Below are 15,282 nucleotides of genomic sequence, written 5' to 3' on the forward strand. Positions count from 1 at the left end.
CGATTTTATTTGCCTTTCACCTGACTATCACATTATTTCATATCCCCAAATTAATAACTACATGAAAAAGACTACTGCTGGCATTGCATTGGCGATGCTCTTCTCTCCTGTCCTTTCCTTTTCGCAGGAAAAGATTGATAATGAAGCAATTCAGAAAATAAAGAAGGAAGGACTGGAAAATTCTAAAGTAATGGATATCGCTTTTCATCTGACTGATGTCAGCGGACCAAGACTGACCAATTCTCCCGGTTACATGCGTGCTGCCAACTATGCGAAAGATGAAATGAAGAAGTGGGGACTTACCAATGCCTCCATTGATCCCTGGGGTGAATTTGGCAAAGGTTGGGAGCTGGAAAAATCTTACGTGGCAATGACGGCCCCTTATTACAAGCCATTGATTGCTTACCCTAAAGCATGGTGCAGCGGCACCGGTCAACTGAAAAATGCGGAAATATTTGTGATAAAAGCAAAAGACTCAACGGCACTTGCTAATTATAAAGGCAAGCTCGCGGGCAAAATTATCATGACGGACCGTGATGATGTTTACAAACAAAGTTTTAAAGCGGATGCCTTAAGATTTTCTGACGCTACATTAGATTCAATGGCTGTTGCGACCGCTGGAAAACCGGTTGATGCAGAGGAGGCGCGCAAAAGAAGGGAGCAGATGATGAATGCTGCAAGATCGCAACAACGCCTAAGCATCCTGATCAAAAACATGGCAAAAGAAGAAGGTGCGGTTGCTATTTTGAGTGTGGGCAACAAAAATCATGACGGTACACTGTTTACGCAGGGCGGCGGTTCTTACAAAGGATCTGATCCGGAAAATTTCCTGGATATTATGCTGGGCATTGAAGATTATATGAGCATTGTAAGACTGGTGAATTCAGGATACCCGGTTAAACTGGATGTTGATGTAAAGACCGCGTTCCAGACGAAAGATCTGCAGGGATATAATGTGATTGCAGAAATTCCGGGCACTGATCCAAAATTGAAAAATGAAATAGTAATGCTTGGTGCGCACCTGGATTCATGGCATACGGCAACCGGCGCAACAGATAACGCAGCTGGAAGTGCGGTAATGATGGAGGCTGTCCGCATTATCAAAAGCCTTGACCTTAAACCAAAAAGAACCATCCGCATTGCACTGTGGAGCGGTGAAGAAGAAGGGTTGCTCGGTTCAAGAGGATATGTGAAAAAAACATTTGCAGATCCGTCAAACATGCAATTGCTTCCAGCCCATGAAAAGTTATCCGCATATTATAACATTGATAACGGAACTGGTAAGATCAGAGGAATTTATCTGCAGGGCAATGAAGCGTGCAGAGCTATTTTTACCAAATGGTTTGAGCCGTTTAATGATCTTGGCGCAAAAACCGTAACCATCAACAATACCGGCGGAACTGATCACCAGTCCTTTGACGCGGTTGGATTGCCCGGCTTCCAGTTTATCCAGGACCCGATCGAGTATAATGAACGTACACATCACAGCAACATGGACACTTACGATCACCTGATCGCTGACGATTTAAAACAAATGGCTACTATCGTCGCGTCGTTCGTTTACAACACGGCTCAGCGCGAGGAGAAAATGCCGAGGAAGGAACTGCCGAAAGCTAAATAGTTTTTAGCTATCAGCTGTCAGCCGCTTAATTTTTTGGCAGGCTAAATAGAAGCAGCAGCCAAAATATTAAGTCATAATATCTATATGACTGGCAACAACAGCTGGAGAACAAAAAGCTGACTGCTGATAACTAATAGTTTTTTTTCCAAAAACTTTCTACACTCTACAAGCTTGTTTTATACCACGGATTTTAGCGTTAGGCTTTCCGCTTTAAGCTCTACAATACCGTGCACCTTGAGGAAAAGTTGCCTGAAAAAAATGCCATAGTCGAAGTAGCTATGAGCTGTCAGCAATATCAGATTACTTTTTTTTGACTGGAAAAATGCAGCTTCCTCAAAACATCAAGTCAGTCTGTATCAATATCGCAGGAGACGGAACTAACATGCGACGGTGAAGAGCTGGCAGCTGATTGCTGATAGCTGACAGCTTTTCCGCTTTAAGCTCTATATTTGCCGCCTATGGCAAAAGCTGCTTCTGAAACCCCGTTAATGCAACAACATCGCGCCATCAAGCAAAAATATCCTGATGCCGTGCTGCTGTTTCGTGTGGGTGACTTTTATGAAACATTCGGAGAAGATGCGATTGTTGCGTCACAGGTATTAGGTATTACGTTAACCAAGAGAAACAACGGTGCTGCTTCAAGCAGCGAGCTGGCCGGTTTTCCTCATCACGCATTGGATACCTATCTGCATAAGTTGGTTAAGGCCGGTTATCGCGTTGCCATCTGCGATCAGCTGGAAGATCCTAAACAAGCAAAAGGAATTGTGAAACGCGGTGTAACAGAAATGGTGACACCAGGCGTTGCAACCAATGATAAATTGCTTGAACACAACAGCAATAACTTCTTAGCTGGCGTTCACTTTAATGATAATGTATTAGGCATAGCTTTCCTGGATATTTCTACCGGCGAATTCTTTGCTGCGGAAGGCAACCAGGAGTATATTGACAAACTACTTCAAAGCCTTAAACCTGCAGAAGTTGTATTTCAGCGCAGTTATCAAAAACATTTCAAAGAAGTATTTGGCACCAGGTTTTACACATACACACTTGAGAGCTGGATCTTTGATGAAGCCTTTGCCACAGAGAGTCTGCTTAAACATTTCCAAACGCATTCACTAAAGGGTTTTGGAATTGAGAATATGCCGGCAGCTATTGTTGCCGCAGGTTCTGTTTTGCATTACCTGAAAGACACGGAGCATCCCAATCTTCAGCACATTACTTCCATCCAGCGGATTGAGAAAGAAGACTATTTATGGATGGATCGCTTCACCATCCGCAATCTTGAATTGTTGGGCAACGGAACGGAACACGGTAACAATCTTTTAAAAGTACTGGATAATACGGTAAGCCCGATGGGCGCAAGATTGTTGAAGCGATGGACAATACTTCCGTTAAAAGATGTAAAGAAAATAAACGAGCGACTTGATCTTGTTGAGTATTTTATAAAAGATGTAGATGCCCGCAAGCAGTTGCATCATTTTATTAAACAATGCGGGGATGTAGAAAGATTGGTGAGCAAGATTCCCATGAAAAAGATCAATCCGCGTGAAGTGATCCAGTTAGCGAAAGGATTACATCAGACTGAACTCATCAGGCAAATTGCGCTCGCTTCCGGTAATGAATACCTAAAAAGACTGGGTGATGCATTAAATCCCTGCAACTATATCCTTGAAAAAATAAACAAAGAAATAGTTGAGGCTCCTCCTGTTGCGGCAAATAAGGGCGGCGTTGTAAGAGATGGTATTCATGCAGAACTGGATGACCTCAGAAAGATTGCCTCAGGAGGAAAAGAATACCTGATCAGCATACAACAACGTGAAGCTGAAAAGACAGGTATCAGTTCTTTAAAAATTGCATTCAACAATGTTTTCGGTTACTATCTTGAAGTAACCAATTCACATAAAAATAAAGTGCCGGCTGAATGGATGCGCAAGCAAACATTGGCCAATGCTGAACGATATATCACGCCTGAATTAAAAGAATACGAAGAGAAAATTACCGGCGCAGAAGATAAGATCCTGGCAATTGAGTTGGAGCTGTATGATAAATTATTGCTCGAGTTGCAAGACTATATTGCTCCTATCCAAGTAAACGGAAATGTGTTGGCTATAATGGATTGCCTGCTTTGTTTTGCAGATAATGCGCTTCATTACAATTATAAAAAACCGGAAATTCACGACGGACTGGAACTGCAGTTAATCAAAAGCCGTCACCCGGTTATAGAACGCAATCTTCCTGTAGGTGAGGCATACATTGATAACGACATTTCGCTTAATCCTGCAGAGCAACAGGTGATCATTCTTACCGGACCGAACATGAGTGGTAAGAGCGCCATTTTACGTCAGACAGCTTTAATTACACTGATGGCGCATATGGGAAGCTTTGTTCCTGCTGATGCGGCCAGGGTACCGCTTACTGACAAGATCTTTACGCGCGTCGGAGCAAGTGATAACTTAAGTGGAGGTGAAAGTACATTCATGGTTGAGATGAATGAAACTGCAAGTATCATCAACAATGTATCGCAACGCAGCCTGATCTTACTTGATGAGATCGGACGCGGAACTTCTACATACGACGGTATCTCGATTGCATGGAGCATTGTTGAATACCTGCACGGATCACATACCACCGCAAAAACATTATTCGCCACGCACTACCATGAACTGAATGAGCTGGAGAACAAGTTGCCCCGCGTAAAAAATTATCATGTCACGAACAAGGAAGTCGGCAACAAGATCATCTTCCTGAGAAAGCTGGCGCCGGGCGGAAGCACGCATAGTTTCGGTATTCATGTAGCAAAAATGGCTGGTATGCCACCATCTTTAATTGATCGTGCAAATGAGATATTAAAACAACTGGAAGATAAACACGTGGATGAACCAGCTGAACATAGTGCAACTGAAGTACCAGCTGCCGGCAAACAGCAACATCTTCAGAATAAAATACAAAAACTGCACGCACCACAAATGCAGCTTTCTATTTTCGATGCACACAGTGAAACCTTTGATCAGATCAGAACAATGCTGGAAAGCACCGATATCAATCGCCTGACTCCGGTCGAGGCATTGTTGAAGTTGAATGAGATAAAGGGATTGCTGAAATGATTTGAGATTTGAAATTACCTGTGCGGAAAACCTTATTTTTTGCTAACGGTATTCTTTAAGAACTTAAAGATTTCAATAAAAGAAGCCCGGAAGCGTTAAAAAAACTTCCGGGCTTTATATTTTCAAACGGTCTGAAATTCAGTTACACTCTCGACCTAAACAATCTCAAATCTCCAATCTTCTACGCTTGCGCTGTCGGACCACCAAAATTCATTGGAATTTCTATCTGCTCCAGATCCTGAATTTTTCCGTTCAGTTGCTCATATCGGTCTACATTTTCCTCTAATGCCTTCATAAAACGCTTTGCATGCATAGGGGTGAAAATTATTCTTGATTTTACCCTGCTTTTTGGGGTGCCGGGCATTACGTTTACGAAGTCGATCACAAATTCGGCGTGGCTATGTGTAATAATGGCAAGGTTAGCATAAGCACCTTCGGCCATTTCTTCGCTTATTTCAATGTTTAGCTGATTATTCTGTTCTTGTTCGGCCATAAAATCTTTTGAACAAATGTAGGTCAAAGAAGCCGAGTAGTGAAAAAAAGAAAGCCCTCCTTAAGAATAAGGACGGCCTCTAACGATTGCTTGCCATATGAAAAAAAGTTCAAACTACTTATCAGCCGCAAGCTGGCTTTACCTCAAAAATCTGACGCACAAGTAGCTATAAATAAATTAGTTAATTACTTTTTAGTAGCAGTATCAACTTTAGCAGCAGTATCAACTTTAGTTGTATCTGGAGCTGGAGTTACTGGAGCAGCAGTAGCAGTATCTGCTTTTACTGCAGAAGAATCAGTAGTTGTTGTAGATGATTCGCCAGAACCACATGCAGCGAAAGCGCCGATTGCTAATACGAATAACAGCTTTTTCATTTTTGTTGAATGTTTTTGTGAGTGAATTTTATATTTATACCTGAACGAAAGAAAGGTAACCCCGGGGTCTCCCATTTTTTTAAAAAAATTTTTCAGGCACCATTTTGGGTTACTTTTACGCCCAATCCGGTATTAAAACAGGAACCAGTGAAACTAGACAGTAACGAACAATTATTACTTAGAGGTTTAGCAAATAACGACACGAAGGCAATCGACACTATATATAAGGATAACTTTAATATGGTGCAGGCATTAATCCTGAACAATAATGGTACCTATGATGATGCTAGAGATATTTTTCAGGAAGCCGTAATAACCCTCTACGAAAAGGCGAAAAGCGATTCTTTTGTTTTAACGTGCCAGATAAAAACATATATCTACTCCGTTTGCAGAAGACTCTGGCTAAAACGCCTCCAGCAAATGGGAAGATACACAGGACAGGTAGAAAGTCTTGAAGAAACGGTTCCGGTAGAAGAAGATCTTGAATTTCACGAAAAAAGAAATGCCGATTTCGCAATAATGGAACGAGCCCTTAACAGCCTGGGAGAACCCTGCAAAGGTCTGTTAGAAGCCTACTACTTACAAAAAAAAGGCATGACTGAAATTGCTCAGGACTTTGGTTACACAAACGCTGACAACGCTAAGAATCAAAAATATAAGTGCCTGATGCGTCTCAAAAAGTTATTCTTTGCTCAATATAACATTGGAGAATAGTGATGGAAGACATTGTTTTATTAAATACCATCGAGCGATACCTCAGTGGTGATATGCTCCCCGAAGAAAGAGCCTATTTTGAACAATTAAGGAAGAATACCCCTGAAATTGATCAAATGGTGGTTGAACATAAGTTGTTTCTGCACCAGATTGAAGAATACGCTTTTCACCGCGATCTTAAACACGCTTTACACGAAAGTCATACAAGGCTTCTGGAAAGAGGTGATATTAATGAAGGTGAAGACGTACCAACAAGAGGAAAAGTTATTCAACTCTTCCACAGGTATAAAAAGGTTACAGCAATAGCAGCTTCTATTGCCGGCGTTACGGCGGTAATTATCAGCGGCCTGGTTACGTTTCTTTCGCCATCGGTTAACCATTCGCAATTACAGCAATTGAGTGGCGACATTGAACAGATCAAAAAAGTTCAACGCTACCAGGGAAATAAGATCAATGAATTAGGCAGCACTACCATTCCTGAAAATATTAAAGTTTTAAGCAGCGGCACAGCATTTCTAATTGACGGAAAAGGTTATCTTATTACCAATGCGCACGTATTAAAAGGCTCCGGGGCAATTGTGGTAAATAATAAAGGACAGGAATATATTGCCAAAATAATCCACATTGATCAAACAAAAGATTTAGCCATCCTGAAGATAAACGACAAAGATTTCAAACCTCTTGGCCCTCTTCCTTACGGAATTAAAAAAGGAAGTGTTGATCTTGGCGAAGAATTATTTACGCTTGGTTACCCTCGTGACGAAGCAGTTTACAACATGGGCTACCTCAGTGCGGCAAGCGGTTTCAACGGCGACACTGCCAGTTATCAGCTTTCTCTTACAGTAAATCCGGGTAACTCAGGCGGTCCGATCTTCAACAAAAATGGTGAAGTTGTTGGTGTTATCAGTACGCGTCAGACTTCTGCAGAAGGTGTTGTTTTTGCAATTAAATCGCAAGGCATCTATTCTATGGTAAATGAGCTCAAGAAATCTGACAGCTCTATGTCTAAGATTAAAGTACCGGTTTCATCTTCTTTGAAAGGAGTTGACAGGGTTAAACAAATTAAAGAAGTTTCTGATTGCGTATTCCTGGTAAAAGCTTATAACCAATAAGCGATTAAAAAGAAATCATAGTCTTTCGAAGACTTTCAAATAACTAAAAAGGTTGTCTCAAAAAAAGACAGCCTTTTTACATTTATATCAGCTGCGACAATAAAAATGTTTTTTGAACCACAAAGACACGACGAACACAAGAGGCACTAAGAATTAAAGGAAAACACTAACGTGCAAAAAGGTAACAAAGTATAAATAGAAATGCCCCGTCACCGGAGCATTCTATATCTAATATCGTACATCAAAAATTTCACACCTCAAACCACACGCCTCTTACCTTACGCCTTACATCCAAAACCGTACATCTAACATCGTACATTGACTTATCGTCTCATCCCGGGCATCTTTCCACCAAATCCCATCGGCATTTTATTCATCATCTTCATCATCTGACGCATTTGATCGAACTGCTTCATAAATGCGTTTACATCTGCGATATCCTTCCCACAGCCTTTTGCTATACGCACTTTTCTTTTTTGATCGATCAGATCAGGATTACCTCTTTCTTCGGGAGTCATTGACTGGATAATAGCTTCAACACCTTTGAAAGCATCATCGCTGATATCCACGTCCTTAATCGCCTTACCAACGCCTGGAATCATGCCCATCAGATCTTTCAGGTTACCCATCTTTTTGATCTGTTGTAACTGATCAAGAAAATCCTGGAAATCAAACTGATTCTTACGGATCTTCTTTTCCAGCTTTTTAGCCTGCTCTTCATCAAATTGCGCCTGGGCTTTTTCAACGAGGGTAGCAATATCACCCATGCCCAAAATACGCTGCGCCATACGGTCAGGATAGAACACATCCAGTGTTTCCATCTTCTCGCCGCTGCTGACAAATTTGATAGGCTTGTTGACAGTATATTTAATGGAAAGAGCTGCACCACCGCGTGTATCACCATCCAGCTTGGTCAAAACAACCCCACTGAAATCCAGTCTGTCGTTAAATGCTTTTGCTGTGTTCACCGCATCCTGACCAGTCATTGAGTCCACAACGAAAAGGATTTCGGAGGGATTGACAGCTGATTTAATGTTGGCAACCTCGGTCATCATCGCTTCATCAATCGCCAAACGACCCGCAGTATCTATGATGATTACATTTTTATTCTTGCTTTTTGCTTCCTTAATGGCATTCTGTGCAATTGAAACTGCGTCTTTGTTTTCGCGTTCACTGTAAATATCAACACCAATTTGTTCAGCCAAAACAGTTAATTGGTCAATCGCCGCCGGACGATAGATATCTGCCGCCACCAGCAAAGGAGATTTACCTTTTTGCGTTTTTAAATAATTCGCCAGTTTACCGCTGAAGGTCGTTTTACCACTACCCTGCAGGCCTGCTATCAGGATGATCGCCGGATTTCCGGAAATATCAAAGCTGGCCTCGGTTCCTCCCATCAAATCGGTAAGCTCATCCTGTACAATTTTCACCATTAACTGGCCGGGGCTGATGGCGTTCAACACCTTTTCACCAATAGCTTTGTCTTTTACTTTATCAGTAAACTCTTTGGCTATTTTATAGTTAACGTCGGCATCGATCAGCGCCCTGCGAATATCCTTTACCGTATTGGCAATATTCAGCTCATTGATCTTCGCTTCACCTTTCAGGTTTTTAAAGGCGGTTTCTAACCGTTCTGTAAGATTATTAAACATGTATTGTGATTAATACTTAATTTGACTTATTTGGGCTGCAAATATAGAGATTTTGGGCTTTTGCGCCACAAAGACGCTAAGACGCTAAGAAACACGAAGTTTTTAACCACGGAGACATGAGGGCACAAAGAAACACGGCGTTTTTGCGACTAAAGAGGCAAAGTTCCAAAGGTTTTCAAAACCACGGAGACAGAGACACGAGGCTCAAAGAAACACGGCGTGTTTGCGACTAAAGGGGCAAAGTTCCAAAGGTTTCAAAACCGCGGAGACGGAGACACGAGGGCAAAAGAAACACGGCGTGTTTTGGGTGCGAAACCGTTAAAAACCGATCGCCAACCTCGCTTTAATAAACGTATTACGTAAAACGTATAACTTATAACTCCCATAACAACTTTCTCCGTTACCTGTTGTTTTTCAAATAGGAAGATTAGATTTGTAACAGATTTTAAACCTTTTGTATGATACAACGCGCTCAAAGCTTATGGCTGCTGGCTGCATCCATCTGCGGATTTATTTCACTGAGAACTACCTTTTTTAACGGAACCACAGGCCCATTCACAGGAACTACCAATGTTTTTATTTTGATTCTCACAGTTATTTGCGCAACAATTTCGCTGGTAGATATATTTCTGTTTAAAAACAGGAAACTTCAGCTTCGGATTGCGCTGATTAACGCGTTGATAAGTGCGCTTGTCATATTTCTTTATCTCAATACGGTTTCAAAACTGGTACAGCCGGGTACTTCGGTAGTTGCCGGACTCTCCATTTTGTCCATTTTGGTTTTTGTAATTCCGGTATTTCTGCTATTTGCGGCGCGGGGCATTTATAAGGATGAGAAACTGGTGAAAAGTGTAAACAGGCTCAGGAACTAAATTTGTGAATAGTCAAGGTCAATGGTGAAGGTCCGATCTTGCTAAGTAAATGTATTGTCGTTTAAGTGTTATTATCCTGAGCAAAATTCTTATTCGCTCTTATATTTCTTAAATGGTTTAAAAAACTTCGCTTCGCTCAGCTTTAAGCATTAGGATTTGTGCCTTAAGCTTTACCAGTTGTTTACAAAGAATCGTTGACGCGGCCGACACTTTATTTATATGAGCAAAAGACCTGGCAGATTGTTCGATTAGCCAGGTCTTTTGTTTGCCTTTTATTTTTTATCGTCTTTGGTGAGTTCCTGGTATTTTGTCTGGGAACTAAAAGAGCTCGGACATCTTTCCAGGCTTTTCAAATAATATTTTTTCGCATTTTCCTTGTCTCCCGTATTCAGGTAATATTCACCCATTGAATCATAAGGATTGTACCCATCAGGATACATGGCTAAATATTTTTCAAAGCATTCTTTGGCTTTGGTATTGTCTTTCCTGGCCATCATGTAGTAATATCCCATTTGATTGTACACTTCCGGACTGTTCGGAAATTTTGCAACCTGTTCTTCCAAAAGTTTTACCCGTGTGGTGCTGTCTGGTTCAGACATTACATAAAAGTCTTCCAGCACCGGATCTTCGGGATACATATCATGCAACTTGGCAAAAATTTCGTGGCGGCCTTTCTGGTTAAGTGATGTGTCGGCTACAGATACCAGGAGCTTTTCCGCATCTGTAGTGTTTGCGGCAGCTTGTTGCGCCATAGCAAAGCATTTGGTTCTGGATTCCCCGAAGCTGAGTCTTCCTTTAAAGAAATGTGCCAGGGCAAAATTCGGATCCAATTTTACGGCATCATCAAAGTCATCGTAAGCCTCTTCATATTCCACATTAACGAGATGCATCATGCCGCTACCGACCAGTTTTTTAGCATCATCAGAGGAGCTTGTAAGAGGCATCGTTTGCTGGGCATGTGCAGAAAGAAAAAAACACAGATAAATGAAAGTGCAAATAGGGAACGTGTACTTTTTCATAATGAAGGATTTTGAGTATTATAAAGTACAAATTCACCATTAGGGTTGCAACTGTTTTCTCTGCTTAAAGCAAAGCTTAAGTTGGTTATAAGGAAATTTAAATTCAAAAGTAAAAAGTCAAAATTCAAAACGTTATTCGGAGTGGTTATGTTTTTTTGCTGACAGCCCTCTTTTCTGGAAAGCTGGCTACAAACGATAATCAATTCCGCACTTTTTTGAATTTTGACTTTTTACTTTTGAATTTTATAAAAACTTCCCTGTATAGCTTTCTTTTACTTTCTTTAGTTCGGAAGGTTTTCCGGCAAATACCAGATTACCGCCGGCATCACCAGCTTCAGGACCAAGATCAATGATCCAGTCGGCATTTTTAATAACATCGGTATTGTGTTCTATCACAAGGAGTGAATGTCCCTGCTCAATCAACGCATTAAAAGATGCCAGTAACTTATTGATATCGTGAAAGTGCAAACCGGTAGTAGGCTCATCAAAGATAAACAGGATATGCCCGGTCGATCTGCCTTTCCCCAGGAACGACGCAAGCTTTACACGTTGTGCTTCTCCACCACTTAAAGTATCACTGCTTTGGCCGAGTTTCACATAACCCAAACCAACATCCTGCAATGGTTGCAGCGCTTTGGCAAGACCCTTTTCATCCTTGAAGAAATCGATCGCTTCATCAACACTCATCTCAAGCACATCATACACACTTTTATCCTTGTATTTTACTTCCAGTACTTCTTCCTTAAACTTCTTGCCGCCGCATACTTCGCAAGTCAAATGCACATCAGCAAGAAACTGCATTTCAACTATCTGTTCTCCTTCACCTTTACAAGCATCACATCTTCCGCCATCCACGTTGAAAGAAAAATGCTTTGGCATAAAACCACGCATTTTAGCAAGCGGTTGTTTGGCAAATAAATCTCTTATTTCATCGTATGCTTTAATGTAAGTGACAGGGTTACTACGCGATGATTTTCCGATGGGATTCTGGTCCACCAGCTCAATCTGTGAAATATACTCAATATCACCGGTGATGGCTTTATGTAAGCCAACCTTATCTACAAATTCACCTTTTAGTTTCTTTAGTCCCGGATACAAGATCTGCTTAACCAATGTTGTTTTTCCGCTACCGCTTACACCACTTACAACACAAAGCACATTCAGCGGAAATTCCACTGAGATATCCTTCAGATTATTTTGTCTCGCGCCCTCAATACTTACACTGCGGTTCCATCTTCTGCTACGCGAAGGAGTACTTACGGAAAGCTCTCCACTTAAGTACTTACCCGTCAGACTTTCAGGGTTATGAATGATCTCGTCATAGTTTCCTGCAGCTATCACTTCACCACCAAGATGTGAAGCAAGCGGCCCCATATCGATAATATGATCAGCTTCACGCATCATCATCTCATCATGCTCAACAACAACGACTGTATTGCCCGCATCACGCAATTGTTTCAGCACATGAATCAATCGTTCAGTATCGCGTGAATGAAGTCCAATTGATGGTTCATCCAAAATGTATAAGGAATTGGTAAGATTACTTCCCAGGCTGCGTGTAAGCTGTATTCTCTGGCTTTCTCCACCACTTAAAGAATTGGCAAGACGGCTTAATGTAAGATAACCCAAACCAACATCCAGCAGTGTTTGCAAGCGTTGGTTGATCTCCAGCAATATCCTTTTCGCCACCTGTTGCTGATGCGCTGAAAGAGCAATATCATCAAACCATTTTTTCAGATCCTTTACCGGCATTTCACACAACTCACCAATATGTTTATCGCTAACTTTCACATACAGTGCTTCTTTTCTTAAGCGATAGCCATTACAATCATGACATGTTGTTCTGCCGCGATAACGGCTTAACAATACCCTGTATTGAACTTTGTAAAGGTTCTGTTCAACCTCTTTAAAGAAATCGTCGATGCCATACACATTTCCCTGTCCCTTCCACAAAAGATTGTATTGAGACGGCGTCAGATCCATTACAGGTTTATGAATGGGAAAATCGATAGATCTTGCACCTTTCACAAACTGATCACGCCACCAGCCGAGCTTCTCTCCTTTCCATGGAGCAACCGCACTTTCATACACGCTAAGTCTTTTATCCGGAATGATCAGGTCCTCGTCAAGTCCAAGCACCTGGCTAAAGCCCTCGCATGTTGGGCAGGCGCCAAAGGGATTATTAAATGAAAAAAGATTAGGAACAGGTTCCTCAAACTGCATTCCGTCCAGCTCAAATTTATTGCTGAAATGATGCAGTTCTTCTCCGTTTACTTCGAGGAACATTTCTCCTTCACCTTCATAAAACGCGGTACCCACAGAGTCGCTTAAACGATGTATGTCGTCCTCATCAAAGTCTTTGGCAACAATACGGTCTACCAACACATACGCACCGGCTGTCAGTTTTTTCTTCAGTTCTTTATCTGTCAGCTCAAGAAGGTCTTCAATGCGTTCAGGTTGCCGGTCAATATACAAGCGGGAAAAACCCTTTTGTACCAAAATATTCAGTTCCTCTTTCGCATCTCTTTTTGCATGCTGTTTAAACCGGACGATAATAACAATGCGGCCGCCGTGCGGAACTTCCTTTATATAGTTAATAACATCGGCTACATCATCTTTGCGCACTTCTTTCCCGCTTACCGGTGAAATAGTCTTTCCTACCCGCGCATATAAAAGACGCAGGTAGTCATATATTTCAGTCATACTACCAACCGTACTTCTCGGCGTACGCGTAATAACTTTTTGCTCGATTGCGATTGCGGGACAAAGGCCTTTGATATAGTCCACATCGGGCTTTACCATGCGCGCCATGAACTGGCGTGCATAGGCACTCAAACTTTCTGCATAGCGGCGTTGCCCTTCTGCAAAAAGGGTATCAATTGTAAGCGAAGACTTCCCACTTCCCGACACACCTGTTACTACAATAAGTTTGTTTCTTGGAAAATCGACTGTTACATTCTTGAGATTGTGAACCCTGGCACCCTTTACTGTTATTGAATCCAAACCGTGGAGGCTTTCCTTCTTCTGAACAACACTCCTTTTATTCTTTACCGAAGTTTTTTCTGCCATAACAGGAGGCAAATTAATAAATCTAATTTTTTTAGCAAAATGAGAAATAATGAGGGAGTGTACGATGTACGATTTTAGATGTACGATGTAAGGTGTACGATGTTAAAACGGGCGTTAAAATGAAAAAAAAGGAATGAGGCTTAAGGCTTCAGGAATTCAGGAGAATTAAAGCTGATATATATTATCTCTGAAGTCGGATTCCGCTGCAAACTGTTCGCTTTTAGGGTTTTGAATTTATAGGGACCAATTATGATCGGAGTTAAGGCCTGCACATATTATAAAATAATTAAAAACGCCCAAAGAAAGTATCTGAAGGTTTAACAAGCTTTACTTTTAACAAAACCAATATCACCATGAAAAAGAATTTCTTATTTCATTCCCATTTCTTTCACAAAATTTTTGCAACCTTAATGCAGCGCTCCTATTTGGAATATGTGGAATTCACATTATCTTCACATAGTTCAAAACAATTTTTTGCCTATAGGTTGAAACTTTACTCAAACACATTTACCCGGCTTTAATTATTTAACAATTAAAAATCTAATGCCCCGTAATATGAGAAGTTTCAGCCAGACCACCGACACTCAACTGGTTAATGCATTTCAGAACGGTAGTATCCCCGCTTTTGAAGAGTTGATCAGTAGATATAAAGACAAGCTATATACATCAATATTTTTCCTTGTAAAAGACAAGTACCTGGCAGAAGATCTGTTCCAGGAGACTTTTATAAAAATCATTGATACGCTGCGCACCGGCAGGTATAATGAAGAGGGAAAGTTTTTACAATGGGCCATGCGAATAGCGCACAACCTGTGTGTAGATTATTTTAGAAAAATTAAGCGCACACCGGCGATTGTAACCAGCGACGACAAGGACATATTTGAGGTATTGTATTTCGCTGATGAAACGCCGGAACAAAAGTTGATGAAAGCTCAAAGCCATGAGAGGGTTCACCGCATGCTGGAGCTGCTTCCTGAAGAACAAAGAGAAGTAATTGTACTGCGCCATTTTGGAGACCTAAGCTTTAAGGATATTGCCAAGGTTACTAATTGCAGCATCAATACTGCTTTGGGAAGAATGAGATACGGATTGATCAACTTGCGTAAAATGATGATGGAAAAGCAAATTTCATTATAACTCAACCTCAAATCTTATTTGGTTATTGGACATAAATCATTGTTACATGGAAAGCCGGGCAGGTTTAATGTTTCCCCCTGTTTATTCAATAGCCTGGTTCTCTCAATGTAACAAC

11 protein-coding genes are annotated in these 15,282 nt (G+C 41.2%); 7 read left to right on the forward strand and 4 right to left on the reverse strand.

Going from position 1 to position 15,282, the window contains the following annotated elements; all coding sequences use genetic code 11:
- The first annotated feature begins 61 nt into the window (after positions 1–61).
- Positions 62–1,621 carry a M28 family metallopeptidase gene (locus QTN47_RS08640; protein WP_369328950.1) on the forward strand — a complete coding sequence of 520 codons (1,560 nt, stop codon included), beginning with the start codon at positions 62–64 and terminating at the stop codon, positions 1,619–1,621.
- A 458-nt stretch (positions 1,622–2,079) separates the two neighbouring features.
- On the forward strand, positions 2,080–4,725 hold the full coding sequence (mutS, locus tag QTN47_RS08645; RefSeq protein ID WP_369328951.1) for a DNA mismatch repair protein MutS: 2,646 nt from the start codon (positions 2,080–2,082) through the stop codon (positions 4,723–4,725).
- 181 nt (positions 4,726–4,906) lie between these two features.
- Here mutS and QTN47_RS08650 read toward each other — a convergent pair whose 3' ends face one another.
- The gene (locus QTN47_RS08650; RefSeq protein WP_369328952.1) at positions 4,907–5,218 is read right to left on the reverse strand and encodes a DUF3467 domain-containing protein; all 312 of its coding nucleotides are present in this window, start codon (positions 5,216–5,218) and stop codon (positions 4,907–4,909) included.
- A 39-nt stretch (positions 5,219–5,257) separates the two neighbouring features.
- On the opposite strand from QTN47_RS08650, the gene QTN47_RS08655 reads away from it, so the two are divergent.
- The 3 genes from QTN47_RS08655 to QTN47_RS08665 all read left to right on the forward strand — a co-directional run bounded on the left by QTN47_RS08655 (position 5,258) and on the right by QTN47_RS08665 (position 7,418).
- Positions 5,258–5,617, forward strand: a complete 360-nt coding sequence (locus QTN47_RS08655) for a hypothetical protein (protein ID WP_369328953.1) — start codon at positions 5,258–5,260, stop codon at positions 5,615–5,617.
- 122 nt (positions 5,618–5,739) lie between these two features.
- On the forward strand, positions 5,740–6,306 hold the full coding sequence (locus QTN47_RS08660; RefSeq protein WP_369328954.1) for an RNA polymerase sigma factor: 567 nt from the start codon (positions 5,740–5,742) through the stop codon (positions 6,304–6,306).
- Between the two features lie 2 nt (positions 6,307–6,308).
- A complete protein-coding gene (locus QTN47_RS08665; protein ID WP_369328955.1) occupies positions 6,309–7,418 on the forward strand; it encodes a S1C family serine protease in 1,110 nt (369 codons plus the stop codon).
- Between the two features lie 323 nt (positions 7,419–7,741).
- Here the strand turns inward: QTN47_RS08665 and ffh are convergent, their stop codons facing one another.
- A complete protein-coding gene (ffh, locus tag QTN47_RS08670) occupies positions 7,742–9,070 on the reverse strand; it encodes a signal recognition particle protein (RefSeq protein WP_369328956.1) in 1,329 nt (442 codons plus the stop codon).
- Between the two features lie 458 nt (positions 9,071–9,528).
- Between ffh and QTN47_RS08675 the strand changes: the two genes are divergently transcribed.
- A complete protein-coding gene (locus tag QTN47_RS08675; RefSeq protein WP_369328957.1) occupies positions 9,529–9,942 on the forward strand; it encodes a DUF4293 domain-containing protein in 414 nt (137 codons plus the stop codon).
- A gap of 272 nt (positions 9,943–10,214) precedes the next feature.
- On the opposite strand, the gene QTN47_RS08680 is transcribed toward QTN47_RS08675, so the two are convergent.
- Positions 10,215–10,961, reverse strand: coding sequence for a tetratricopeptide repeat protein (locus QTN47_RS08680; protein WP_369328958.1), 747 nt, complete (start codon positions 10,959–10,961; stop codon positions 10,215–10,217).
- A 243-nt stretch (positions 10,962–11,204) separates the two neighbouring features.
- Positions 11,205–14,030, reverse strand: a complete 2,826-nt coding sequence (uvrA, locus tag QTN47_RS08685; RefSeq protein ID WP_369328959.1) for an excinuclease ABC subunit UvrA — start codon at positions 14,028–14,030, stop codon at positions 11,205–11,207.
- 555 nt (positions 14,031–14,585) lie between these two features.
- Between uvrA and QTN47_RS08690 the strand changes: the two genes are divergently transcribed.
- Positions 14,586–15,167 (forward strand): sigma-70 family RNA polymerase sigma factor, encoded by a 582-nt coding sequence (locus tag QTN47_RS08690; protein WP_369328960.1) that lies wholly within the window; start codon positions 14,586–14,588, stop codon positions 15,165–15,167.
- Positions 15,168–15,282: the final 115 nt, after the last annotated feature.

The organism is Danxiaibacter flavus, assembly GCF_041060425.1.
GTDB lineage: Bacteria > Bacteroidota > Bacteroidia > Chitinophagales > Chitinophagaceae > Danxiaibacter > Danxiaibacter flavus.

Coding starts and splice junctions, on each gene's coding strand:
- QTN47_RS08680 (WP_369328958.1), bottom strand. CDS start 10,961: ATGAAAAAGTACACGTTCCCTATTTGCACTTTCATTTATCTGTGTTTT.
- uvrA (WP_369328959.1), bottom strand. CDS start 14,030: ATGGCAGAAAAAACTTCGGTAAAGAATAAAAGGAGTGTTGTTCAGAAG.
- QTN47_RS08690 (WP_369328960.1), top strand. CDS start 14,586: ATGAGAAGTTTCAGCCAGACCACCGACACTCAACTGGTTAATGCATTT.
- ffh (WP_369328956.1), bottom strand. CDS start 9,070: ATGTTTAATAATCTTACAGAACGGTTAGAAACCGCCTTTAAAAACCTG.
- QTN47_RS08665 (WP_369328955.1), top strand. CDS start 6,309: ATGGAAGACATTGTTTTATTAAATACCATCGAGCGATACCTCAGTGGT.
- mutS (WP_369328951.1), top strand. CDS start 2,080: ATGGCAAAAGCTGCTTCTGAAACCCCGTTAATGCAACAACATCGCGCC.
- QTN47_RS08650 (WP_369328952.1), bottom strand. CDS start 5,218: ATGGCCGAACAAGAACAGAATAATCAGCTAAACATTGAAATAAGCGAA.
- QTN47_RS08640 (WP_369328950.1), top strand. CDS start 62: ATGAAAAAGACTACTGCTGGCATTGCATTGGCGATGCTCTTCTCTCCT.
- QTN47_RS08675 (WP_369328957.1), top strand. CDS start 9,529: ATGATACAACGCGCTCAAAGCTTATGGCTGCTGGCTGCATCCATCTGC.